A 23,384-nucleotide genomic window follows, 5' to 3' on the forward strand; every position below is an offset into this window, starting at 1 on the left:
ACCGCTACCATTTCAGTCTTCTGAACATCCTTGGCTAAGGATTGTGAGGTCTTCTCCCCGCTCCTCGTCCAAGTACGCTGCGCAGAGGCTAGGGTTCTTTTCATTCACTATCACTTCAATGGAAGGCGGCAAGCAGCATGAAGAAATTTAGCCTTGCGGTTGCTGCTATTTCTTTTGCCCTCGGCAGTTGCAGCACCGCCCCTGCACCTGAACCAAGTCCAACGAGTACTAGCAGCAACGAAACTGGGGCCGACGAGGCGCCACCAAGCACAAGCCCGTCCAGTACCTCCCCCGCAGACGCTTCCAAATCCACGGAACCAGAGTCCCACGTGGAAGAGGCACAACCTGACCCAGAACTTCCCGCATCCGACGCTCCTGTGGCAGTAGAACAAGTACCCGCGGAACCCACTGTCGTGGAATGCCTCGAAGGGATCCCCGGCACTGCCCGCTGGTCAGATGGCACAGTCTCCTACTCCCAATGGTGTTTCGACACCCGAGGCGGCGAGCAGTACCTCGAAAATGAGGGCCAGGCCGGACTAGAAGAAACTGAGGAATGCGTCGGCCCGGCGGCAACATGTGGATACGGCACTGCAGATAATGGCGCCCGTAACCCAACCTCGGGCGAAATCCAGACTTACCACGGCTGCCAAGACGGATACATTGATGACCCAGACCTGTGCTCCGCAGTAGAAGATATAGTCCGAGCTGCCGACCCAGACGGCTCCATCTATCAGTAGACAAACCCCGCATCACAACAACCGATCCCGACGCTGAAAGCACGGCCCGAATGCAGGGGCGGTACCGCTAGGGGCTTGTGAGTCAGAGACACAGTTCCAGCAAAACTGTGTTGTCTAGCGATTTTTTAGAGGGTTTTTAGAGGGTTTTCACTTTTTGCTCCAATTTTTCCAGCATTTCCGCTGGTCATGGTGCCCCCAGTGGGACTCGAACCCACACTGAATCGATTTTAAGTCGACTGCCTCTGCCGATTGGGCTATGGGGGCCAAACCGTGCCCACTTATCTTAGGGCACGGGTGGACACATGCCGAAAATAGGGTCGGCAACCGTAGAACTGTGCCGGTCCGCGGGACGGTACCGGCCTAGTTCGCTTAGTTTGCGACGAGGCCGCTAATGATGCCATCGAGGATGTCCTTCTCACTGATGAAGAAGGAACGGGCATCACTGTTGCGCTCAATCATCGTCATGATGCCCTCCACGGCCACGCAGCCGCCGCCGATGACATCGGCGCGGCCCGGGTGGATGACGGGGTTGAGGGCCCTCACGTCCGAGGACAAACCGATCATCTGTCGAGTGAGCACCCGCAGGGCGTCGAAGCGCAGCTCGGATCCGTGGATGGAGTCAGCATCGTAGCGTTCCATGCCCTGCGCCAGCGCCGAGAGCGTCGTGAAGGTACCGGCGCAGCCGACAAAGGTTTGGGCCTTGTCGATGGGCACGATCTTTTCCACTTCAGCCATGCGTTCAGCGACGTAATCAGTAGCGATCTCTATTTCTGCTTCGGTAGGCGGATCGTTGCGCATCATGCGCTCAGTGAGTCGCACACACCCCATCTGCGCAGAGTGGGAGCCGAGAATCTCGCCGTCGATTGTCCCAACGACGAACTCCGTCGAACCGCCGCCCAAGTCGATGACACAGTAGGGCCCCTTCTCAGAGCGCAGGTCCCCCACCGCACCGGTGAAGGACAGCAGTGCTTCCTCCTCCCCAGAAATGATCTCCGCGCGGGCACCCGGCTGGACCTCACCGAGAAGCTCCTCGGTCATATCGAAGAACTCACGGTGGTTTTTGGCATCACGCGTTGCCGAGGTTGCCACCATCCGCACGCGCTCAACCTTCTCAAATTTCATCTGCTTGACGTATTCTTCGAGGGCCGCACGAGTCCGCGCGAGTGCCTCTGGCTCGAATTCACCGGTGGCGTCGACGCCTTGTCCGAGGCGGACGATCTCCATCGTGCGGGAGATATCCCGAATCTTGCCATCCTCTTGGATCTCACTGATGAGCAGGCGGATGGAGTTGGTTCCGCAGTCAACAGCAGCGACGCGAGTCATAAGGCTAGCCTTTCTCTTAACCGGCGTTAGAAAAATCAAACTGGGTCATATCAATGCCCAGATCCCCCACGGTGGGCCAATCCTCCGGGATGGCGCTTCCCCGGAGTTTACCGTGTTCTGCAGCCATCGCGACGGCCTCGGTGCCAAAGCGGACCCGGCCCGGGCCTTCTGCCAAGGCATAAGCAATAAGCACGTGGAGGCACTTAACGCGCTCAGGCATGCCGCCACCGGAAAAATCAGTGCCCAAATCCTCCATGGCATTGCGGGTTTCCAGGTAGTGTTCATGCGCTGCCTGGTAGTCCTTCTGCAAGTCCTCATCCGCCGCGAGACGCTGCTCCATCCACTTCATGACGTGGGCAACTTCAAGGCGCGATGCCTCGGCGGTCAGGCGCGGATCGGGGAGGTAATAGAGGGTAGGAAACGGAGTGCCGTCGGGAAGCTTAGGCGCCGTCTTAATCACAGCAGGAGCTCCGTCGGGGGTGCGGTAAGCAATGTCCACGACGCCGCGCGGGGTGCGGCCCAATTGTTCGCGGACGACTTCAAGATCAGCATCGGTCACGGTCATAGGAACCATTGTGACACGGAGGCGCGGGTGCGTCCTATTCAGCAGGAGCTTCGACTGAGTCTTCCGGCGGGTTCTCCGCTTCCGGCGGGGTTTCAGCGTCCGGTGGGGTCTCGGCGTCCTGTGACACCGAATCCCACAGCACCGTGTACCACGCGCGCTCGTCGACGTCCTCGCGGCGTTCCGAGGTTACCGTATCGCCTGAGTCCATCCGCGGATCCATGATGCGGAACGCAGTTTCTCCTTCATCCATCACACCAAAGCGACGACGCGCTTCTTGTTTGACGTATTCCTCGGAACGATACTTATCAATCTCGGTGAGGAGGTTTTCCTTCCGCTCCTGCTTGGCGGCGATGGAGCTTTCCAGGCGCGCTATCTCCGACTGGCCGTGGTAGTAATTGCGCAGCGGAACGGCAATGGTTAAGAGGACTACGAGCACGACGGCGATAATGACGCCCACACCCAGAATGTCGAGCCCCTTAGGCTGGGCCGGGCTCTTCTTCGGCTTGGTGCGCTGCGCGTCGCGGGCACGCGTGTGGACCGGAACGGTGTTCCGGCGCTTCGTGCGGGAAGAAGTAGTGCGTGCCATCGGGAAGTCATTGTATCCCGCTACAGCCCAGGTGGTGCGCGGCGCGCGTCGTGTCTCAGAAATAACATGCGTCACAGCACCACGGAGGTCACCCCGACGAAAAAAGGTGCCACAGTTTCCTGTGACACCTTTCGCTTAGACGCTATCTCAGCGAGTGGCCGGTTCCCGGCTATTCCTAGAAATTAGCCCTGGAAGCGCGGGAATGCGGAGCGGCCGGCGTAGACGGCTGCGTCGCTGAGCTCCTGCTCGATGCGCAGCAGCTGGTTGTACTTGGCCACGCGCTCAGAACGTGCCGGGGCACCGGTCTTGATCTGGCCGCAGTTGAGGGCAACCGCGAGGTCAGCAATGGTGGTGTCCTCGGTCTCGCCGGAACGGTGGGACATCATGGTGCGGTAGCCGTTGCGGTGAGCCAGCTCGACGGCGTCGAAGGTCTCGGTCAGGGTGCCGATCTGGTTAACCTTCACCAGCAGTGCGTTGGCTGCCTTTTTCTCGATGCCCTCCTGGAGGCGGGCCGGGTTGGTGACGAAGAAGTCATCGCCCACGATCTGGACCTTGTCACCGATGGCTGCGGTGAGCTTGGTGTAGCCCTCCCAGTCATCTTCCTGCAGCGGGTCCTCGATGGACACAATCGGGTAGTTGGCAACGAGATCCTCGTAGACCTTGGCCATCTCCTCAGCGGTGTGCTCGCCGCCCTCGAAGTGGTACTTGCCATCCTTAAAGAACTCGGAGGAAGCAACGTCGAGTGCCAGGGCGATGTCCTCGCCCGGCTTCAGACCGGCCTTCTTGATTGCGTCAACGATGAGGTCGAGTGCAGCCTTGGTGGACTCGACGGACGGGGCGAAGCCGCCCTCGTCGCCCAGACCGGTGGACAGTCCCTTGTCCTTGATGACGTTCTTGAGGGCGTGGTAGACCTCGGCACCCTGGCGCAGCGCCTCGGAGAAGGACTCTGCGCCGATCGGAGCAATCATGAACTCCTGGACATCCACGCCGGAATCAGCGTGGGAGCCACCGTTGAGAATATTCATCATCGGAACGGGCAGGACGTGAGCGTTCGGGCCACCGACGTAGCGGTAGAGCGGCAGGCCAGCAGACTCGGCAGCAGCCTTGGCAGCGGCAATGGAGACGCCCAGGATGGCGTTGGCGCCGAGGCGGGACTTGTTATCAGTACCGTCCAGCTTGATGAGGGCCTGGTCGATCAGGCGCTGGTCATCGGCCTCAAAGCCGGCAAGTTCATCAGCAATCTCTTCGTTGACGTTTTCAACTGCCTTGAGAACACCCTTGCCCAAGTAGCGGTCACCCCCGTCACGCAACTCGTGAGCCTCGTGAACACCGGTGGAAGCGCCAGACGGAACGCCGGCCACACCGCGTGCTCCATCGTCGAGGAATACTTCAGCCTCAACGGTGGGGTTGCCGCGGGAATCAAGAATTTCGCGTGCCATTACGTGGATGATGTCAGCCATGCTGCTTTCACTCCTATAGAGCCAAATTGATCTTGGGTTCGTGTTCTGGGAGGGGCTCCCAAACCACCTGCAGCCAATTGTTCCAGAAAACTTCGGAACGTGTCGGGCGGAAACGGACAACGTGATAAAGATCTAGAAAGGCGCTAGGACGTCGCAGGCTGTTCGATGGCATAGGAATTCGCCGCAGCGGCCACTTTACGCAGGTAATCCTCGGATTGGTTGTAATTGAGGATGGCTGAGCGCCAGCCTTCCGGCGTCGAAAGGTCCCTATCCCCGAAACACAACAAGGCGGCAGCACCCAGCGCGGCATCATCGATTTGATTTGGATCGGCTACGCCATCACCGTTGGCGTCGCGACCAAAATGCTCCCACGAAGACGGGATGAATTGCATGGGGCCTACCGCCCGATCAAACTCAGTATCGCCATCAAACACGCCGCCATCGCTGTCCGGAACGTGGGTGGTATTGTTCGTACCGTCGAGAGGGATACCCACGATGGGCGGCTCGGGGTGACCGTTCTCATCGAGTGAAGAACGGTGGAAGATATTGCCGTTATAGGTCCCGTGACGGGTTTCCACCCAGCCAATCCCGGCGAGGGTATTCCAGCGCAGATTGCAGTTCGGCCACGACTGCCGCGCGATCAATTCGGCGTTTCCATAGGCCCGCAAAGCTTGGGCGGGGATGCTGGTGGCGTCGGCCAGCTGATCAGACCACCACGTCAATTTGTCCGCGGTGCGCCCTGGCGCTTCGACGTCAATATTGGGCACCTCTGCCCCACCGACGGGTGGAAGATCCTCCGGAACGGGGGACAGCTGCCGGAACGGGGAAGGCTTATCAAGGAAGGAAAGACTCCACGCCACCAGGGAAATGATCAGAATGATGGCCAAGACAATGCCGAGGCCACAGCCCCCAATCCTCCGTAGCCCCTGTGTCATAAAGGTGAATACTACAGACGGTTTCACGTGTGGGTTAGACCGACACAGAGGGCGCCGCTTGGCGACGAAAGAAACCTAGCTAAGCAAAAATATTTTGGATAATTATGTCAAACTATTCCCATGCGTAACATTGTGCGCTACACTGCACCGATGAACGGTCCGCCGCGCCTACGCCGGTCCTGCACGTTCTTTCAACGCCCTTTCTTCAATCTCAAGGAGTTCCATGTTCATCCGTCGTATCGCTGCCACTGCTGCCGCTGTTGTCACCCTGGGTGCTGTCGTGCCCGCCACCGCGTCCGCCGCATCCCTCGAGGAGTTGGGCGGCTTCCTTTCCCAGGGCATCCAGAATGCTGACTGCAACACCCTCCGCAGCACCCTGACGCTGATCGATCAGACGACCGAGGGCGAGCTGCTCGGCCCGGACACCACCCGCAACCAGCTATCAAAGAACCTCATGGCTCTGGGCAACACCGAGGAACTCGGCCCGCTGGCCCTCGCCGCTGTGAAGTACTCCGGCCAGACCGCTGACCGTGCCCTCGAGTGCAAGATCGTTAAGGAAGACACCATCGTCACCGGCGGCACTGGCCTGTCCTCCACGCTCACCGACTACGCTCCTCTGCTGTCCTCCATCATCCAGAAGGGCTAGTCCTTTTCTCGGGCCTTACCTTCGGCCCACAGGCGCTCCTGCTCCTCTACCTCCACGACGTCCTCCGTGCCGTCAAAAAGGTAGGGCGCGCGGGAGCGCATTTTGTTGACGAAGGACATGGCGACGTCATCGAGGCTAAAAGCTCCGCGGCGCGCCGCAATCTCGGCATGGAAAAGGACTTGTAAGAAAACATCACCGAGCTCCTTGAGCAGCTCGGCGTCAGAGGCGCGCTCCCGCACCGCCTCGGCGAACTCCGCGGACTCTTCCTCCAGATACGGCAGCAAGCTCTCATGGGTTTGATCGCGTTCCCACTCCCCGATGCGCCGGGCCCGCGTCATCACCTCGCGCGCCTGCCACATCGGTTCCTCCAGGGAGGGGGCAAGGATGAGCTCCGCGTGGGCGTCGATAAGCGCGCGCACCTGCGGGTGGGACGGATCTGTGCTCACCACAACACCGTGGCCCGCCGGATCCTCACCGCACAGGAGCTGGTCGAAATTCCACCGCACCTTCACCGGTACTTCATCGGTAAAAACAACAGGTCCCTGCAGTTTTCCAACGGCCTCTAGAGGGATTAGGGTGGGCCAGCGCGGATCTAACAACAGGACAGTCATAAGCAACGAGTATAGGTCCCGGGCTCCATGAGCTTTCGCTGCAGTTGCACAAAAGCCCGCCTTAAGGGGTATTTTTAACCAATGACCACTTCCAATCTCACCGAATCGCCGCGCACGCACTCCGTGACGCTGTGGACGCTTGTCGCGCTCATCATCGGTTCCACGGTGGGCGCGGGTATCTTCTCTCTCCCGCAAAACATCGCCTCCGTCGCCGGCCCGGGCGCCATGCTCATCGGCTGGCTCATCGCCGGCGTGGGCATGCTCTCCGTCGCCTTCGTCTTCCAAATCCTGGCGCACCGCAAGCCGCACCTCGACTCCGGTGTGTACTCCTATGTACGCGCCGGCTTAGGTGATTTCATCGGCTTCACCTCCGGTTGGGGCTACTGGCTGGGCTCCGTGATGGCCCAGGTCGGCTACGCCACATTGTTCTTCAACACCATCGGCCACTACGTCCCCCTCTTTGACGCCGACCACCGCTGGGTTTCCGCCATTGCGGTGTCTTTGCTGTCGTGGGGTATTTTTGCGGTGCTGGCCCGCGGTATTAAGCAGGCGGCCATCATGAACATGGTCACCTCCGTGGCCAAGATCGTGCCCATCCTGGCCTTCATCGTCATCCTCGCTTTCGTGGGATTTAGCTGGGACAAGTTCACCCTGGATATCTGGGGCAAGGCTTCTGATAAGTCCCTCTTTGAGCAGGTGCAGGGAATCATGCTCTTTACCGTGTGGGTCTTCATCGGCGTGGAGGGCGCTTCGGTCTACTCCAAGCAGGCTCGCACGCGTGCCGACGTCGGCCGCGCCACCGTCATCGGCTTCATCAGCGTCTTGGCGCTGCTGGTGTCCGTGTCCACGCTGAGCTTCGGCGTCCTTACCCAGGAAGAGCTCGCAGCGCTTCCGGATAACTCGATGGCCTCCGTGCTCACCGCCGCGGTCGGCGAATGGGGCGGCGCGCTCATCTCCCTGGGCCTGTGCCTTTCCGTGCTTGGCGCCTATGTGTCCTGGCAGATGCTGTGCGCGGAGCCTATCGTCATGATGGCTGTCGATGGTCTTCTCCCCCGCAAGATCGGCACCGTGAACATCGCCGGCGCGCCCTGGGTTGCGCAGCTGATTTCTACGCTGACGATTCAGCTCTTCGTCATCGTCTTCTTCCTCAACGAGACGTCCTATAACGCAATGGTGCAGCTGGCCACCATCATGTACCTGCTGCCTTACATCTTCTCCTCGCTGTACCTGGTGCTCTTGGCGGTGCGCGGCAAGGGGCTAACCCACCCGCACGCCGGGGTGCGCTTCGACTTGTCTGGCCCGGAGGTGAGCCGCCGCGAGAACCGCCGCCACCTCTACATCGGCCTCGTCGCCTTCATTTATTCCGTCTGGCTCATTTACGCCGCCGACCCGGTCTACGTGCTGCTTGGCGCGCTGGCTGTGGTCCCGAGCATGATCCCTTACGTGGCCACACGCTTGCACAAGAAGGAGCGCGTGTTTAACACCTTCGAATGGTGCGTTGTGGCGCTGGTGATCGTCGGCGCTGTCGCCGCGGTGTGGGGCTTGGGCACTGGGCGTCTCGTTCTCTAGAACACCTCAGGTGCTGAGCGGTGCGAGAGCACCGCGTACGTGATGCAGCTTGCGAGCCACATCACGTGGCCGATGCCGCTGATAACGAGGAGGATGCCGCCGGTGATTGTGGCCGCTTCCTCGTTGCCAAACCACCACGTCGGTACGGTGGCCGGTCCGATATCTCCAAAATCCGGCAGGTTGGCGTTGCCCAGGATGAAGCCGATGAACACCAGGGCCATGGACACCCACGCCCACTCCAGCTTGCTCTCGTAATCACTGCGGATAAAGAGCGGCAGCAGCCCAAGCAACACCCAGACACCAACCAGGATTACCCCAAACATCATCAACATGAAGGTGAGCCAACCACCGTTCTCGCCGCTGAACTTTATGACCAGCGAGACGGGGATGCTGATCAACGCCGCGAACATCCACACCGCCACCATGACGATCCGTTGATTCGCCCGAGGATAGCCAAGGCGGTTGTTCGCGGCGTCCATTACTTCTCTCCTACGCTAATGACGTTTTTCTTAGTCTTAGCACCACTGACGTCAACGTGCTCGAGTTCAAACATCGACGCTAGGAAATCCGCCACCCATTGCAGCAGCTCAATGTCACGCAGCTTGGGGTCTGTGACATTCCGTCCTGCCTTGGGGAAGCTGAGCTGGATGGCCTTAGCCGCCGCACGGTAGTTGGAGCCCGGGTAGAGGCGCTTGAGGCGTACCTGTTTCGAATCCGCCAGCTCCACCGGGTGGACCTTGATGCGCGTGCCCTGCACCGTGATGTCGCTGACCCCAGCCCGGCGGGCCTGGTGGCGCAGGCGGGCCACGGCGAGAAGGCGTTCCACCGGCTCCGGAACGGGGCCGTAGCGGTCCTGCATTTCCTCCACCACGTGTGCCAGGTCCGCGTTGTCTTTGGAGGCTGCGAGCTTGCGGTAAACCTCTAGGCGCAGGCGCTCGGAGTTGATATAGGACTCCGGGATGTGGGCGTCCACCGGCAGGTCGATGCGGATTTCCTTCGGCCCTTCGTCCGTGACCACGGGGGTCTCCCCACGCGCGAGCGCCTTGAAGGTCTCCACCGCCTCACCGACAAGGCGCACGTAGAGGTCGAAGCCCACGCCGGCGATGTGGCCGGACTGCTCCGCGCCCAGCACGTTGCCGGCACCGCGCATCTCAAGGTCCTTCATGGCCACGGCCATGCCCGCGCCCAGATCGTTGTTCTGGGCGATGGTGGCCAGACGGTCATAGGAGGTCTCCGTCAGCGTGGCGCCCTTCGGGTAGAGGAAGTAGGCATAGCCGCGCTCGCGGGAGCGGCCCACGCGCCCGCGCAGCTGGTGGAGCTGGGATAGACCCATGTGGTGGGCGTTTTCCACGATGAGGGTATTCGCATTAGCGATATCCAGACCGGTCTCCACGATGGTGGTACATACCAGCACGTCGAACTCGCGGTCCCAGAAACCTTGGACGGTGCGTTCAAGCACGTCCTCGTTCATCTGGCCGTGTGCGACGACGATGCGCGCCTCCGGCACCAGGTCCCGCAGTTCGCGGGCCTTCTTTTCGATGTCGGCGACTTTGTTGTGGATGAAGAAAACTTGGCCGTCGCGCAGCAGCTCGCGGCGGATGGCCGCTGCCACCTGCTTATCCTCATACGCGCCCACATAGGTCAGGACCGGGTGACGGTCCTCCGGAGGCGTCAAAATCGTAGACATTTCACGGATGCCCGCCATGGACATCTCCAAGGTGCGTGGAATCGGTGTCGCGGACATGGTGAGCACATCCACGCTGGCTTTGAGCGCCTTGATGTGCTCCTTGTGCTCCACGCCGAAGCGCTGCTCCTCATCCACCACGATGAGGCCCAAGTTCTTCCACTGCACGCCCGTTTGCAGCAGGCGGTGGGTGCCGATGACGATGTCCACGGAACCATCCGCCAAGCCGGCGAGAATCTCCTTGGACTCCTTGGCCGAGGTAAAGCGCGAGAGGACCTCAATATCCACCGGAAAGCCCTGCATGCGCTCGCGGAAGGTATCGGCGTGCTGTTGCGCCAGCAGAGTCGTGGGCACGAGGACCGCCACCTGCTTACCGTCCTGCACGGCCTTGAAGGCCGCGCGCACCGCAACCTCGGTCTTGCCATAGCCCACATCGCCGACGACCACGCGGTCCATCGGCACCGTGGATTCCATATCCTGCTTGACGGCATCGATGGCCAGCATTTGGTCTTCAGTCTCGACGAAGGGGAAATTATCCTCCATCTCCGCCTGCCACGGCGTATCGGGCCCAAACTGGTGGCCAGGGGCTGCCTGGCGCTTGGCATAAAGCTCCACCAGCTCACCGGCGATCTCACGCACCGCGGCACGCGCCTTCTTCTTGGTGTTCTTCCAATCCGAGCCGCCCATCTTGGACAGCGTCGGCGCCTCACCGCCGGTGTATTTGCTCAACAGATCCAACGAATCCATGGGCACCCACAGCTGGTCGGCCGGCTGACCGCGCTTGGACGCCGCATACTCCAGCACGATGTACTCGCGGCGCGACGTCTCATCACCGGACTGTACGGTGCGCTCGGCCATCTTGAGGAACTTGCCGATGCCATGGGTCTCATGCACCACGTAATCCCCCTGCTTCAGGGCGAGGGGATCCACGCGGTTGCGGCGCTTTGCTGGGCGACGCTTCGCACCCGCAATATCACCGACGCGGTTACCCGTCAGATCAGTTTCCGTAATAACCACGAGCGGCAGCGCTTCAGCATCCTTCAGCTTGCGCACCTTTGGGAAAACCAGACCCGCATGGGACAAGGCCTGATAGAGGGTGACCTCGCCGGGGCTCGGCTCCCACCCAGGCGTGGCCACCTTGGTGGGAATCCCCTTCTCCGCGAAACGCTCCACCATGCGCTTGATCGCACCCTGGGCAGGAGCAATAAACGCAGCCCGCCCACCAGCGGTGGTGTGCGCTAGAAGCTGCGCCATCATCGCATCAATCTCTGAGATATCACCGCGTGGGGTAGGTCCGGGCTCAAAATCCAGCGGCAGAGTCTCCGATTCAGCGGCGGCGAACATCCCCGGCGGGGCAAAAGTCCACAGCGGGGCCTCGATATTCCGGCACGTCGCCTCAAGCGACTCATAGGAGCGGTAACTCGACGCCGAGGTATCCAAGCCCTCGGCAGCCAGCGGACCATCCGCGCCCATCGCGGCGGCCTCCCAGCCAGCAGCCAAGAACTCCGCATCGGTGGATTCCAGGTCCGCAATGCGCGTGCGGATCTTTTCCGGTGCCACGAGCACCACGTGCGTGCCCGCCGTGAGGAGTTCGGGGAGGGTGACAAAGGGGTCGTCGGCTAGCACGGCAAGCAACGCCTCCATACCGTCGGCAGGGATGTGCTCGCCTACCTTGGTCAGCAGTTCTGCCAGAGCCGCATTCCCGCCAAACTTCTGAGCCAGCTCACGGGCGCGTGCGGCAACCTCATTAGTAATCGGCAGCTCGCGAGCGGGATAGATGGCGACCTCGCCGACCTCAATCTCCGGGATGGCGCGCTGATCCGCCACGGAGAACTGGCGGATATCGGTAATCTCATCGCCCCAGAACTCCACACGCACCGGGTAGTCCGAGGTGGTGGGGAAAACATCGAGGATGCCGCCGCGCGTGGCGTACTCGCCGCGCTTGGCCACCATATCCACGTGCTTGTAGGCGCGAAACTCCAACTCCGAAAGGATATGTGAGAGCTCGTGCTCAGCTTCTTCCTTCAGGAAGATGGGCTCGCGGCCTTCCACTTTGCTCAGGATAGGCTGGCAATACCCGCGGGCAGAGGTCACCACCACTTGGGCTTTGCCCGCCCCCACTAGGTCGAGCACACGCGCGCGCTTGCCGACGATATCCGGGGCCGGCGACAGCCGCTCATGCGGCAACGTCTCCCACGCGGGAAAGTAGGCGACCTTATCCCCCAGCATGGCTGCCAGCTCTGCGGTGAGGTCCTCCGCCTCACGCCCGGAGGCAGTCACCACCAGCACCGGCGCGTGGTGAGCCAGCGTGCCAATGGCCCAGGGGCGCGCCTGGTCGATGCCCGTGATGTGCAGCGACGGTGTGCCCACTTGAGTAGCGAGACCTTTGAGTTTCGGATCTGAGGCGGCTACTTTGAGCAGCCCGCCCAGCATCGGCGTTGCCACCTACTTGGCTCCCTTCAACTTCGGTGCTGCTTCCATGCCAGAAAGACCATTCCAGCACAAATTGACGATGTGCGCTGCGACTGTCTCGCGCGAAGGCTCGCGCTCATCTAGCCACCACTGGGCCGTGGTGGCCACCATGCCGACGAGCGCTTGGCCGTAGAGCACCGACAGCTCGGGGTCGAGACCGCGGTGTTCGAAGGCCTCACCGAGGATATGCGCAATCTGATTTACCGCTGTGTTCAACAGCGTGGAGAAGCTACGCTCCTCCCCTGGCTTGGAGTCGCGCACGAGGATTAAGAAACCATCGGTCTCCTCCTCCACGTAGGTCAGCAAAGCGACGACCCCCTGCTCGATGCGCTGGCGCCACGAACCCGTCTGCAGTGATTCCGTGACGACCTTTTCCAAAGCGACGAGCTCGCGGTCGATGACGACGGCGTACAGGCCTTCCTTGCCGCCGAAGTGCTCATAGACCACCGGCTTGGACACGCCGGCGCGCGCGGCGATGTCTTCCACGCTGGCACCATCGAAGCCGCGTTCTGCGAAGGCCGCGCGCCCAATGGAGATCAATTGCTCACGGCGCTCACGCCCGGTCATCCTTTGTCGAACCATGTCTTCTACTGTATCTCCCCCACTGGACATCGCCCGCACCAGCTAAAAGTCGGCAGCTTGCAACGCAATAAAGAAGATTGGCCACCTGTTTAGGTCTCGCCCGCACCCGTCAGGTAACATGTCCCCCAGCGCCCACGTTGTGTGCGCAGTTTCCCCATGGTGTAATCGGCAACACTACGGTTTTTGGTACCGTCATTCTAGGTTCGAGTCCTGGTGGGGAAGCCGATTAAGGTGGCCCGTTGACCGGCGTATTTGCTGGTTGCGGGCCATTTTTGTGTTTGATCCCGGTTGCTTTGGCGACGTTTGGCGACCTGCGGAAACGGTTCAATCTCCGTCAATTCTCCGTCATTTGTCCGTCACGGATTTGGCCTAGTTTTCGCTCCCCAGCCTCTAGTCTGTGAGTTCTGTCACTATCACACTACTACGCTTGCTGTAGTACTACATCGCATGTAGTATTAGAGGTGTAAGGCAGAGAGCCCCAGAGAAAAGGAAAAGAAAATGACCACCGCAGCGCAGGCCCGCTACATCGAATCCCTCCGCGACAACCGCGACGCCCTCACCATCGACGACGACCACATCCAGGACAACATTGGCCTGATTAACCAGCGCCTCGTCCGCTTCGGCAAGACCGTCGACCAGGAAGCCCTCAACGACTGGATGGAAGAGCTCATCACCACCCACAACCACGAGTTGGAGTGCGCCCTCGACGAGCTGACCACCGCGCAGGCCAGCGACCTGATTGAATCCCTGAAGGACGGCTACCACCCGGCCCTCATCGCCAACCTCGACGAGGTCGCCATCCACTTCATGCCGTACATCATCAAGCAGCTGGAGGCCTACATCGCCGAGCGCGTCGAGGACGTTGAGGCACAGATTCAGCGCGCCGAGCAGGTCGCCGACGGCGCCGACGTTGCCCACGGCCCCATCCTCGACGACATGGTTGAGGACGCCGTCGCCATCTACGACACCATCCAGATTCAACAGGCCTTCGGCGTGCAGGGCGACTGTGAGACCACCATCATCAACGAGCAGGCAATGGGCCGCATGGAGGCTCGCCTCAAGGAGGCCGAGGAGCGGCTCAGCAACCGCACTGGTACCCGCGTGGCTGCGGATGTGGTGCGCCGCGCCAGCATGAACCTGCTGGCCGGTGATGCCGAGCGTGACCTGATGCGCCGCTACATCATCTCCTCCACCAACGCGATGGCCGCGATGGCCAAGAAGGGAGCATAAGCATGGGCCAGGATGAATTGCTCGCCCGGGTGGTGGGGATTGACCGCCAGGTGCAAGACGCCGAGGACGCACTGGCCGGGTTGAAGCGTGAGCGTGCGGAGGCCACCCGCGCCGCCCTAGATAGTGGCGTGACTCAGTACAGGGTGGCGCAGGCGACGGGCCGTCAGCAGTCTGCCGTTGCGCAGTGGAAAAGGATGAAGTAGGCTCATGTGTGTTCCCCGCGTTTGCGGGGGTGAGCCGTTGCTGATGCTCAACCATCACGCAGATTGCTCTTATTCCCCGCGTCAGCGGGGATTTTTTATTGCCCACAACTTGCAATGTCGTATTTTATGGCATATAATGGTGGTAGACGGCAAGGAGAACAACTCCTGGAAGAGGCCGCAAGAATCGGAAAGAGAGTCCGAAAGATGTTCCTCATCGCAACCATCACCAACAAAGCCCACGCCCCGCGTATCCGCCGCCAGCTCAAAGCCCAAGGCTTCGGCTATGTCCGCGCTCGCGGCGAATGGGTAAAGAACTGCATGACCCTGCGCGGTGTCCGCATCGACCTCCCGAAGGCCCACACCATCGACGGCGCAGACATCCAGCTGCGCAGCGGCGAGGAGATGCACGCCATCATCAACGCCGCGATTGCAGGAGCATAAGCCATGCAGACCATCGTCACCACCCTGGGCACCTTCACCGGCCCCCACATGTACGCCATCCTCAAAGAACACTTCCCCGATGACGTCACATTCCGGCGCACCAACACCCCGGGCCAGTGGGGCACCATCGACCGCAAAGTCGGACGCCAGTATTTCAACCTTGGCACCATCACCGAAGTAAGGACACAAGCCGCATGACCCCAAACGAATTCCGCATCCTCCGCACCAGCATGGGACTCACTTCCCAGGATGTTGCCGACGCCTGTGACGTGAATATCCGTACCGCACAGCGCTGGGAGTCCACGCACCAGCCCCCGCTCGATGCCGGCGTGTGGCTCCAGGACAAGTGGGTCCGCTTCGCTGACTGCATCGACCAGGCTGTACAGATTGCCGAGAAGGCAGAGGAGGAAGGCAAGAAGGTGACGCTGACCAACGAGGTCGCGGGTGAGAATCTGAGCCGGTCGGAGCACACCGCCCTCATGGGGCACATCTGCATGGCTTATACATTGGCGGACTTCGACTTTGAGGTAGCCCCTTAAAACGCAGAAAAGGACCCCCACCCGCGTGGGGTGAGGGTCAAACTTCATAAACTTCAAAGGACTTCAAAAGTCGTTTTCTAGCTCGTCTGGGATAGGCATGTCGGCCACACTCTCCGGGTGGCGAAGCCTCCACTGCCGAATGTGGTTGACGGCGACGAAGTAGCGGCTTTTCCACACCTCCAATTTGTCACGTAGCTCCGCAATCTCCACCCGCATTTCGCTAATCGATTTGTCGCGGGCCTCCAGCTGCTCGTTCGTCCATTCGCGAATGCTTTTGGTGAATGCTTCCCACTCCGGGCCACGCGCCTCCAACTCCGCCTTTTTCTTCTGGCTTTTCTCCGTCAGGTGAGTACCAATAAGTGTGCCGATGACACCAATCACGCCGACGATGACTGTTGCCAGCGGGCCGTCTACCGGCATACCATCATCTCCCATCTGTGACTGTGACCTGACTGGCCTGCCCCCTGCCGTAGGCGTACAGGGTCATGGTGGCGATGCCGATGTATCCGAGGGAGGACACCCAGGCCCGGGGGAGGTCGTCGAATACCGTGGCGAAGATAAAGCTGAGTGCCCACATGGAGTGCAGCCCCACCACCGCGCCAACAGCGGAGGGCACGAGTTTCGGCACCCGCGTGGCGCACAGGCACAGCAGCCCCATGAGTATCCACACCACTGCCCATGCTGGGGGGTTGAGCACACTCTCCATGAAATGCGTGGGCTTGCGCTCAGGGTCAACCAGCACCGGCGTGTAGGACATGCCGCGTGCAATGGAGATACTGCCGAGGACTAGGAGGCCAGCGGCGTCGGACACGAGCCAGCGAGCAGCGCGGCGTTTAGCGTGCTCCCATCTCACGACTGCTCCCCTGCTGTGGTGGGGCCGGTGTACACCGGCAGGGCGGGCGCGGCGGCGTCTTCCGCGTGCTGGGCCTGCTCGGCTAAGCGTCCCGCCATGCTCGGGGTCACGCCATCAATCGTGAGCCGGTTGACAAGCGTGGTGAGGATGAAGCCGATACCGCCAGCCACGGCGATGAACCATGAGGGTGCGTCAGCCAGATAGACGGGCAGGATACCCGCCAGCCATGCGAGGGCCTGCAACACGAGCATGATAGAGCCTTTGTAGCGCAGCCACCACGGCTGGGCGATTAGCTCCGCTGCGACGGCCTCAGCGACCTGCTCCCCCACTGTGGTAAGGATTGGGTTCTTGTGGTGCTTTCCCATTATTTCTTCCTCCGCTTCAATTCGTTTACGTCTGCTTGAATCTGTGTGAGCTGCTGGCGAATCGCGGCCACAGCATCAACGAGGGTGAGATTCTGGCCCTTATCGTTCTGCCCTAATTGCTCCCAGCCCTTACCGGCAGGGCCTCGAAGTTGTCGCCATATTTCTTGAATTGCGTCAAATTGCGGAGTGAAAAACCCCGTGATGAATGCGCGGGTGTGGGCGTTGACTTGTTCTACTGCCTTCATGGTGGCTCCCTTGCTCTCCTTATTAACCGGCTTCGCCGGGACAGTCTTACCGGCCTTTAGTTCGTCGTAGAATCGCTGCGCCTCGTCCATCCACTGCTGGTGGTACTTGCCAGCGCGGCCACCGAAACCGTTACCGACCTTTGGGCCGGACAGGTGGACTGGGCAACCGGTCGCTGTGAACTCAAAGTGGTCTCGAATGTTCTTGCCGTAAACGGGCCTGCCGAGGTTGAAGTACAGGCAGTATGCGGCGGCTACACGAGCGCCGGAGATAATTGTTTCCTCGCTTATATTCCAGGAATCAGGGTGGAAATCACTGCCGTGAGCACGGCCAGTGTTGTTGGAGTGCTCAATGGCGATAGTGCGCTGATTCGCCCACTGGGATGCGTTAGCCCATGCGGTGTCATTGTCGTAGACGGTTTGCACCCACCTACCGTCGGGGCCGATGACGTGGTGGGCGGAGGCGGGCCGATGGTTCCAGATTCCGTCAACGACTGCTTCGCCTTCACCGATGTACATGAGGTGATGACGGGTAATGAATTGGATTTTTTGGCCCGCTCTTCCCGGCGTGTAGTGCTTGCCAACCCGGTATATTTTATCGGGCTGTAGCGTGTAATAATCGCGTGACATGATTACCCTCCTTTAGATATAAGAAAAGCCGCCCGAAGGCGGCGGTCAGTGGGGGCGTTGGGTTAGAGCTTTGTCCAGTAGTCGGTCGCGGTGTCCGGCCTGCGGTCATCGCGGGTGGTGTGGAGCCGCTGGGCGACGTAGAGGGCACCGTTGTAGAGGCGTGTGGTTCCCTTGGTGATGAGTTCGCCTTCGCGCCATTCTGGGACTGTGGGGGCTGGCTCCACCGGCTCGTCTGAGGCGTCCGGCTCGGTAGGCTCGTCTGGTTCTGTAATCAGCCCCGGGGCATCCTCACCCTCCGTATTAATCGGCTCGTCACGCAGGAAGTCACGGGTCACGTCCTGCCAGCCGGAGAAAATTTCGCCCGGTGTTTTCGCATTCTGCCCCAGGCGACGATTCCGCCACAGCTTCCCCTCGTGGGAAACAAGTGCTGCTGGCGGGTAGGCAGTGGCCCGGCTGGTGGGCTTGGCCCAGGCGGCAACCTTCGCAACGAGCTGGTCGATGCTGGTTTCCGGCTCCACCTCGGTAGCAAACTGGGGCTTCAGCTCGGGATGGGTTTCCCAGAGTTCTTTGGCGTCCTCGGCGCGGGCCTTCTCCACAGCCGGTGCTGCTTTACGGCGGTCGTATTCGTCACCACACACCCAGCCGAACAGGTCAAAAAAGTCGGCCTCGTCGAGGTTGGTGATGGTCTGCTTGAGGTCTTGGATGGTCATAATTGGTCTCCAATCTTGATGAATGAAACAGTGGTTTTTCCATCACCCTCGCCTGTGCCGATGAGGACGATTTGGGATTCAGAATCCAGGTGTATGTGGGCGGTCGTAGAGCTACGCCAATAGGTGCCGAACTGGCTGTCTTGGTTGTGTGCCCCGCCTCGGATGTTCAGGGTGGGCGGGTTGGTGCCGGTCATCTCCACCGTCATCAGGTACAGGCCAGTGAGGCGGTGGTAGGTGTAGACGTTGTTGGATAGCCAGCGTCCCCTAGCCCCAGCTGGGGCGGTGAACGCTGCCGACGAGCGGCTAATAAGGCGCAGCGCCATCACGCACCACCCCCGACGCGGGTTAGGCGAGTCTGGTGATGAAAACGGTGCCCCCACCTCGGAAATACAGTCGTGTGCCGGATTCGTGGGTCTCCAAATAGGCGGTGGGCATTTCCAAATCGCCTGTGGACGCCCACGGTGACACGCTGTAGGTCGCGGCGTAGCGCGCACCTACCGTGTCGATGCGGTAGCGGCCAGGGGCCAGGCGAATACTCGACCCGGCCTCCGCCCACGGCACGCGGGACTCGGACGGGGCAGCCCACGCATCCCCATTGTCCGACAGAGTGAACGCCGTCTGGTCGCGAGAACCAACGAGTCTTAGCGCCATGTCGCCACCGCCTCACGAATGCGGCGGCAAAGTTGCTTAGACCGAGGGGGGGGGGGAGCTAAAAACGTGAGCATGAGCGCATCACCTTTCTTTGCGTACATCGCCAATAGCATTTCGTCTTCCTTAAAGGTCACGACCTTTTGATTCTTAATGGCCACACCCGTATTCGTCGGGCGATGCTCCACAGTGGCGTTCTCCGTCAACTCCACCCAATACGTACCCGGCGGCGGATAAATACGACCCAACGACCAGATACGCCACCCATCCGGAGTACCACCCATGATTTCCCACGCCTCGCCGTTATAGAAAAACACCACCGGGCCCTGACGAATCTTCTTCAGCATCCCTCAGCTCCTTCCTTTCTTATTCCCACCAGTTACCGGTGGTCGGCACGACCACAACAGCCTGGTAGCCTTTTGCGCGGATTGCGGTGTCCGCCTGCTCCGCCGTTTTATCGTCCGGTGCTGCAAGCACAAGCTTCAACCCTGTGGGGGCCAGTGCGACGATGGCGGCGGTAATAGCCGCATCCATCTGGGATTTAGACACATCACCAGGCGCACCCTTCGGCCCAGTCAGCGGTGGGCTGAGCTTACCGGACACGCCCAGCCGGTCCCCCACCCAGAGGATGTCATTCTCTGTGAATTCATCCCGCCACTTCTGCAAAGCCTTCGTAGTTTCACTCGCGGCGGTTGTTGCTGACCTGCCAGCGGAGGTGGCTGAGGTGGCCGCTTTGGTTTCGGAGGTTTTCGCCGCATCCTGCGAGGATTTAGCGGACTTTGCGGAACTCCGCGCTTCCTTCTCCAAGTCGGAAACGGCGCGCTCCATCTCACCGGCCTGCTGAGAGTAGAGTTTCGCCTCGTTCGCCGACGACCTAGCCTGAGACTCTGACGCTTTTGCCGATGATGCCGACGACGACGCCGACGATGCTGACGACGACGCCCAACTAGCCGAGGACGCGGAGTTCGTCTCCGACGTCTTAGCCTTCGCCGCCGACTCAGCAGCAGTATTCACATTCCGCTGAATTTCACGCAGGATGCGGTCGAGCTCGCGGACACTATTCTCATCCAGCAGGTCAGCGTTTTTCACCGCATCCGCCAGTGTCTGCGAGGACCCGGTGCCGATAAACATTTTCACGCTGTCCACCGGGTTGCCGGCGGACACCATGACCAGGATGGCCGGGCCGGGTGCTACCTGAAACTGCACATTCCCGCCCACTACTTTGTACCTGTCAGGGTTGCGGGTGATAAGGCCACCGGAGTGGCCGCGCACCTCCGGGGCGCGCACCCATACTTCATCAATGGTGTCTGGTCGTTGCGTGACGTGCTGCAAAACACCAGTCACAGTAGGCATAAAACCTTCTCCTTCACTTCTTCTAGTGCGCAGTAAAAGTGCCTTTTACTGTCGCCGACTTGACCTTGCGACTATCAGCCAATAGAGCATTCGAGAAGACCTGCACCTCAATAGCAATATTGCTCGGCATATTCGCCCTAGTGCCGCTAACCGACTGACTACGAACACCATCACCAAAGACGGTCATCGGCCCCAGCTCCGTGGAGTACTCAGACCCGAGCATCCTGCCACCCGCCCATATACGGACACCGTAGCCAGACCCACGGTCTGCTGCCGCCCACGTCACGGTCGCATCAATGACAAGGTTTCCACCGGACTTATGCGTGGAGAACGAGTAGATAGTTGACCAGCTACCGCGAGGGACAGAAACATTAGAGAGACTACGGTCAATGACCTCGACAGAGCCTTTCGCACGTGTCCACCGGATATGCGCATAGTCAGTGCTCGGGTTAAAAGTAAAACGGCCGATATCGTCGCTTAACTTCTCCCCTTCTCGCGTCAGAAAATTCGAGCTGCCCTTCGTGTACCACGTGGTGTGCACCATCGTGCGACCAGCAACATAGGGCAGGTGCACGGTCCAGGAGCCGTCGGAATTGTTTGTTACCCGCGCATCGTCACGGTTTGCTCCGGCCTTGGTTGCCATGAGTTCGTCCACAGCCAAAGACTGCGCATTGACCATTTCCTGCTGGAGAGCGGCCAACCTTTCCATGTACCGGTTCTGCGCGTTGTTGATCTGGTTGTTGACGTAGTTGTAGTACTCCTGCGCCTCACGGAACCGCTGATTCGCCTCGTTAATCCCCTCCTGCGTTTTCTTGAAACGCTCGTTCGCCAGGTTGATGTCAGCCTGGGCCTTCTGCCACTCATTAATCTTGATGAATTGGACGTTGTTCAGGCTGTTGACCTGGGACTGCATCCGCTTAAACAGGTCATTCGAGTTGTTAATCTTCGTCTGCTCAGTCTTCCACTCCGAGTCCTTCAGCCACTTAATGTTGTTGAACTCGTTATATTTGCCTTGCGCGGACAGGGCCAGGGCGATGGCTTTGTTGACATCGTCTTGGTTCTTCGTGACCCAGTCCCCGGCCTTATTGGCGGTATCGCTGACCCCGTTGATGCGCTGCCAGACTAGGCGGGCTGCGGTGTCCAAATCCTGGTTTTCGCCCTGCAGGGCACGGGTCAAGGCCTGCAGTTTCTTGTTCGATGCTTCCGCATCGTCAATGGACTTCTGGATGTTTTCGGAGAGGCTATCGTATTCGCGTTGGTAGTCCTCCTTCTGCTGCTCAAGCTGCGCAACAATCGCATCCCTCGCAGCCACCAGCTCCCTATCCCACCGGCCCGTCGCCGCATTCAGGCTTGCGTTCCACTGGCCTGTGGCCGCATTCAGATTCGAGTTCCACGTCTGTGTCGTGCTGCTCAAATCACGGGAAAAATCCGACCTGGCTGACGAGACTGATGATTCAATCTTTTCGTCCAGGCCGAAGAGGTCCCTGCGGTCGTCGACCAAAGCGCGGCGCACCGCCTCATTCTCCGCCAACCGCGCATCCGCATCAGACACCAACTGCCCACCCACATGCACCACATCGTCATCAATGCGGGTAATCGGCAGGGTGACCACGGTGCCCCAGATTTCCACGCGGGCCTTATCCCCCACCTGAAAGTCCTTGAACGGTACCCACGGCCCGAGGCCTGCTTTGGAGATGTCGGTCTCGAGGAAGAAATCACCGCTGGTACGCTTCGCCGCAGCGTCCAAGACTTCTTCCACGTTGGTGGCCGGCGCCTGCTCACCACCAGCAGTGGTGATGGCCACATCCGAGCGGATAAACCGCCTGGCCATACCACCCACACGCGGCCCACCCAACGAAGCAACATACCCGAGCTTATTGCCAGGTGCTGCCAGCGTGTACAGGTCCTCCAGAGTGATACCCTCTGGCAGGGTCAGGTCGTAGGTTCCGAAAGCTGTGGAGGCCAAAGACCGCATGACAGTGACCTGGGCGCTGTCAGCCACGAAGTATGGGGTGGGCATGCTAGTTGACCTCCTTGACGGTCATCACAATCATTGCGTGGGAGAAGGTTTGTAGAATCTCGCGCCGCTGGGATGTGCCCTGCGAGGGGCTAATATCCACCTGCGCTGGGCTCATGCGCGAGTTCGCGAGGCTCCATGAGCGCACTGGTTTATCCCCCGGCCACCACAAATACGCACCCAAAATCAAGCCAGAATTCTCCGCCTGCCCCGCCACCGTCTCCCACAAGAAACCGTCCTTGGCCTCCAGGTCGATCGTTGGGGATAGGTCGGTGCGGGGCACTTCGACGATGTGGTAGGGGTCATCAATCCAGCGTTTCCCGTTAGGGTCGGCCTGGGTCATCATTGTCGCGTCGAGTGATTCTTGCGCCAGGCGGCGGATGACGAAGCCGGCGGGGCCGTGTTTCCAGGTGAATGTGGTGCGGGTGGCGAGCTCAATCCTCGCCATGAGACGCGGGGTCTTGTACATGAGACCCGACTCGTCACCCTCATTCGGATACGGTGCTGCTGCCCACCATGCGGCGGGCCACGACGCCGCAGGAATCGTATTCCACACGTCCATGATGTTGAGAGCATGCACGGTAATTTCGGCAGGCACACCATCATTGTCGGTGTCGCTGGCCTCGACGTGAGTAATCATTCCACCGCGGCGCACCACACCATCCTCACCAGGGAAAGCGACCAGCAGCATGTAGTCACCTTGTGCCGTGGGGAGCTTGCCCGACGGGTCGAAATCCCGCAGCGCTGACATCACCAAAAGGTCAGTTAGCCGGTTAATCTCGCCATCCGTGCCGCGGGCTGAGAAGGTTACCTCGAGGTCGGTGGATTCCATCCACTGGTCGGGGGTGTCCTTATCAATCGGCTCCGGCAGGGTAAAAAGTGGATTACCGTCGCCGTCTCCGATGCCGTACCAGACCTCGCGCTTGCTGACGACGTAGTCGACGTGCTTGCGCCAGGACTCCCAATCAATGTCGGCCATTTTG

28 protein-coding genes and 1 tRNA gene are annotated in these 23,384 nt (G+C 60.3%); 8 read left to right on the forward strand and 21 right to left on the reverse strand.

Annotated elements, in window-relative coordinates; all coding sequences use genetic code 11:
• Positions 1-377 precede the first annotated feature (377 nt).
• Complete coding sequence (locus tag HMPREF2565_RS13795; protein WP_141745914.1) at positions 378-737, forward strand: hypothetical protein; 360 nt, start codon at positions 378-380, stop codon at positions 735-737.
• A 187-nt stretch (positions 738-924) separates the two neighbouring features.
• Here the strand turns inward: HMPREF2565_RS13795 and HMPREF2565_RS11630 are convergent.
• From HMPREF2565_RS11630 to HMPREF2565_RS11655, 6 genes are all read right to left on the reverse strand, one after another.
• Positions 925-1,001, reverse strand: a tRNA-Leu gene (locus HMPREF2565_RS11630).
• A 105-nt stretch (positions 1,002-1,106) separates the two neighbouring features.
• Entirely contained in the window at positions 1,107-2,060 is a 954-nt protein-coding gene (locus HMPREF2565_RS11635; RefSeq protein ID WP_071407409.1) for a Ppx/GppA phosphatase family protein, read from the reverse strand.
• 16 nt (positions 2,061-2,076) lie between these two features.
• Positions 2,077-2,625: a DUF501 domain-containing protein gene (locus HMPREF2565_RS11640; RefSeq protein ID WP_071407410.1), complete on the reverse strand. Its 549-nt coding sequence runs from the start codon at positions 2,623-2,625 to the stop codon at positions 2,077-2,079.
• Between the two features lie 34 nt (positions 2,626-2,659).
• Positions 2,660-3,211 (reverse strand): septum formation initiator family protein, encoded by a 552-nt coding sequence (locus HMPREF2565_RS11645; protein WP_071407411.1) that lies wholly within the window; start codon positions 3,209-3,211, stop codon positions 2,660-2,662.
• A gap of 182 nt (positions 3,212-3,393) precedes the next feature.
• Entirely contained in the window at positions 3,394-4,671 is a 1,278-nt protein-coding gene (gene eno / locus HMPREF2565_RS11650; protein WP_070754589.1) for a phosphopyruvate hydratase, read from the reverse strand.
• Between the two features lie 143 nt (positions 4,672-4,814).
• On the reverse strand, positions 4,815-5,606 hold the full coding sequence (locus tag HMPREF2565_RS11655) for a lytic transglycosylase domain-containing protein (RefSeq protein ID WP_049155526.1): 792 nt from the start codon (positions 5,604-5,606) through the stop codon (positions 4,815-4,817).
• 223 nt (positions 5,607-5,829) lie between these two features.
• Between HMPREF2565_RS11655 and HMPREF2565_RS11660 the strand changes: the two genes are divergently transcribed.
• On the forward strand, positions 5,830-6,252 hold the full coding sequence (locus HMPREF2565_RS11660; RefSeq protein WP_046648322.1) for a hypothetical protein: 423 nt from the start codon (positions 5,830-5,832) through the stop codon (positions 6,250-6,252).
• Here the strand turns inward: HMPREF2565_RS11660 and HMPREF2565_RS11665 are convergent.
• Positions 6,249-6,863 (reverse strand): MazG nucleotide pyrophosphohydrolase domain-containing protein, encoded by a 615-nt coding sequence (locus tag HMPREF2565_RS11665; protein WP_070754590.1) that lies wholly within the window; start codon positions 6,861-6,863, stop codon positions 6,249-6,251. The two genes, HMPREF2565_RS11660 and HMPREF2565_RS11665, sit on opposite strands and share 4 nt — an antisense overlap.
• Before the next feature lie 81 nt (positions 6,864-6,944).
• On the opposite strand from HMPREF2565_RS11665, the gene HMPREF2565_RS11670 reads away from it, so the two are divergent.
• Positions 6,945-8,432 carry an amino acid permease gene (locus HMPREF2565_RS11670; protein WP_049155530.1) on the forward strand — a complete coding sequence of 496 codons (1,488 nt, stop codon included), beginning with the start codon at positions 6,945-6,947 and terminating at the stop codon, positions 8,430-8,432.
• Here the strand turns inward: HMPREF2565_RS11670 and HMPREF2565_RS11675 are convergent.
• The 3 genes from HMPREF2565_RS11675 to HMPREF2565_RS11685 are packed head-to-tail and all read right to left on the reverse strand — an operon-like array spanning position 8,429 to position 13,170.
• Positions 8,429-8,911, reverse strand: coding sequence for a hypothetical protein (locus HMPREF2565_RS11675; RefSeq protein WP_046648319.1), 483 nt, complete (start codon positions 8,909-8,911; stop codon positions 8,429-8,431). The genes HMPREF2565_RS11670 and HMPREF2565_RS11675 overlap by 4 nt on opposite strands.
• Positions 8,911-12,549, reverse strand: a complete 3,639-nt coding sequence (gene mfd / locus HMPREF2565_RS11680; RefSeq protein WP_070510324.1) for a transcription-repair coupling factor — start codon at positions 12,547-12,549, stop codon at positions 8,911-8,913. Before mfd ends, HMPREF2565_RS11675 begins: the two co-directional genes overlap by 1 nt.
• A 12-nt stretch (positions 12,550-12,561) precedes the next feature.
• Entirely contained in the window at positions 12,562-13,170 is a 609-nt protein-coding gene (locus HMPREF2565_RS11685) for a TetR/AcrR family transcriptional regulator (protein WP_046648318.1), read from the reverse strand.
• Between the two features lie 498 nt (positions 13,171-13,668).
• Here HMPREF2565_RS11685 and HMPREF2565_RS11695 point away from each other — a divergent pair, with 498 nt between their 5' ends.
• The 5 genes from HMPREF2565_RS11695 (at position 13,669) to HMPREF2565_RS11715 (ending at position 15,583) form a co-directional block, all read left to right on the forward strand.
• Positions 13,669-14,400: a hypothetical protein gene (locus tag HMPREF2565_RS11695; RefSeq protein ID WP_071407412.1), complete on the forward strand. Its 732-nt coding sequence runs from the start codon at positions 13,669-13,671 to the stop codon at positions 14,398-14,400.
• A gap of 2 nt (positions 14,401-14,402) precedes the next feature.
• A complete protein-coding gene (locus HMPREF2565_RS11700; protein ID WP_071407413.1) occupies positions 14,403-14,603 on the forward strand; it encodes a hypothetical protein in 201 nt (66 codons plus the stop codon).
• A gap of 204 nt (positions 14,604-14,807) precedes the next feature.
• A complete protein-coding gene (locus HMPREF2565_RS11705) occupies positions 14,808-15,044 on the forward strand; it encodes a hypothetical protein (RefSeq protein WP_071407414.1) in 237 nt (78 codons plus the stop codon).
• 3 nt (positions 15,045-15,047) lie between these two features.
• Positions 15,048-15,242, forward strand: a complete 195-nt coding sequence (locus HMPREF2565_RS11710) for a hypothetical protein (protein ID WP_071407415.1) — start codon at positions 15,048-15,050, stop codon at positions 15,240-15,242.
• Positions 15,239-15,583: a hypothetical protein gene (locus HMPREF2565_RS11715; protein WP_071407416.1), complete on the forward strand. Its 345-nt coding sequence runs from the start codon at positions 15,239-15,241 to the stop codon at positions 15,581-15,583. Before HMPREF2565_RS11710 ends, HMPREF2565_RS11715 begins: the two co-directional genes overlap by 4 nt.
• A 63-nt stretch (positions 15,584-15,646) precedes the next feature.
• Here HMPREF2565_RS11715 and HMPREF2565_RS11720 read toward each other — a convergent pair whose 3' ends face one another.
• From HMPREF2565_RS11720 to HMPREF2565_RS11770, 11 genes are all read right to left on the reverse strand, one after another.
• Positions 15,647-16,003, reverse strand: coding sequence for a hypothetical protein (locus HMPREF2565_RS11720; RefSeq protein WP_071407496.1), 357 nt, complete (start codon positions 16,001-16,003; stop codon positions 15,647-15,649).
• A gap of 4 nt (positions 16,004-16,007) precedes the next feature.
• Positions 16,008-16,436 (reverse strand): hypothetical protein, encoded by a 429-nt coding sequence (locus HMPREF2565_RS11725; protein ID WP_071407417.1) that lies wholly within the window; start codon positions 16,434-16,436, stop codon positions 16,008-16,010.
• Positions 16,433-16,801 (reverse strand): hypothetical protein, encoded by a 369-nt coding sequence (locus HMPREF2565_RS11730; protein ID WP_071407418.1) that lies wholly within the window; start codon positions 16,799-16,801, stop codon positions 16,433-16,435. The genes HMPREF2565_RS11725 and HMPREF2565_RS11730 overlap by 4 nt, the downstream gene beginning before the upstream one ends.
• Positions 16,801-17,673 carry a peptidoglycan recognition protein family protein gene (locus HMPREF2565_RS11735; RefSeq protein WP_071407419.1) on the reverse strand — a complete coding sequence of 291 codons (873 nt, stop codon included), beginning with the start codon at positions 17,671-17,673 and terminating at the stop codon, positions 16,801-16,803. Before HMPREF2565_RS11735 ends, HMPREF2565_RS11730 begins: the two co-directional genes overlap by 1 nt.
• A gap of 62 nt (positions 17,674-17,735) precedes the next feature.
• The gene (locus HMPREF2565_RS11740; protein ID WP_071407420.1) at positions 17,736-18,383 is read right to left on the reverse strand and encodes a hypothetical protein; all 648 of its coding nucleotides are present in this window, start codon (positions 18,381-18,383) and stop codon (positions 17,736-17,738) included.
• Positions 18,380-18,706 carry a hypothetical protein gene (locus HMPREF2565_RS11745; protein ID WP_071407421.1) on the reverse strand — a complete coding sequence of 109 codons (327 nt, stop codon included), beginning with the start codon at positions 18,704-18,706 and terminating at the stop codon, positions 18,380-18,382. The genes HMPREF2565_RS11740 and HMPREF2565_RS11745 overlap by 4 nt, the downstream gene beginning before the upstream one ends.
• 22 nt (positions 18,707-18,728) lie before the next feature.
• Entirely contained in the window at positions 18,729-19,034 is a 306-nt protein-coding gene (locus tag HMPREF2565_RS11750) for a hypothetical protein (protein WP_071407422.1), read from the reverse strand.
• Positions 19,025-19,378, reverse strand: coding sequence for a hypothetical protein (locus tag HMPREF2565_RS11755; protein WP_071407423.1), 354 nt, complete (start codon positions 19,376-19,378; stop codon positions 19,025-19,027). Before HMPREF2565_RS11755 ends, HMPREF2565_RS11750 begins: the two co-directional genes overlap by 10 nt.
• Before the next feature lie 19 nt (positions 19,379-19,397).
• On the reverse strand, positions 19,398-20,384 hold the full coding sequence (locus HMPREF2565_RS11760; RefSeq protein WP_071407424.1) for a hypothetical protein: 987 nt from the start codon (positions 20,382-20,384) through the stop codon (positions 19,398-19,400).
• A 22-nt stretch (positions 20,385-20,406) separates the two neighbouring features.
• Entirely contained in the window at positions 20,407-22,404 is a 1,998-nt protein-coding gene (locus HMPREF2565_RS11765) for a hypothetical protein (protein ID WP_071407425.1), read from the reverse strand.
• A 1-nt stretch (position 22,405) separates the two neighbouring features.
• Positions 22,406-23,380 (reverse strand): hypothetical protein, encoded by a 975-nt coding sequence (locus tag HMPREF2565_RS11770; protein WP_071407426.1) that lies wholly within the window; start codon positions 23,378-23,380, stop codon positions 22,406-22,408.
• Between the last annotated feature and the right edge of the window lie 4 nt (positions 23,381-23,384).

This window comes from Corynebacterium sp. HMSC072A04, from assembly GCF_001809235.1.
GTDB classification, from domain to species: domain Bacteria; phylum Actinomycetota; class Actinomycetes; order Mycobacteriales; family Mycobacteriaceae; genus Corynebacterium; species Corynebacterium hiratae.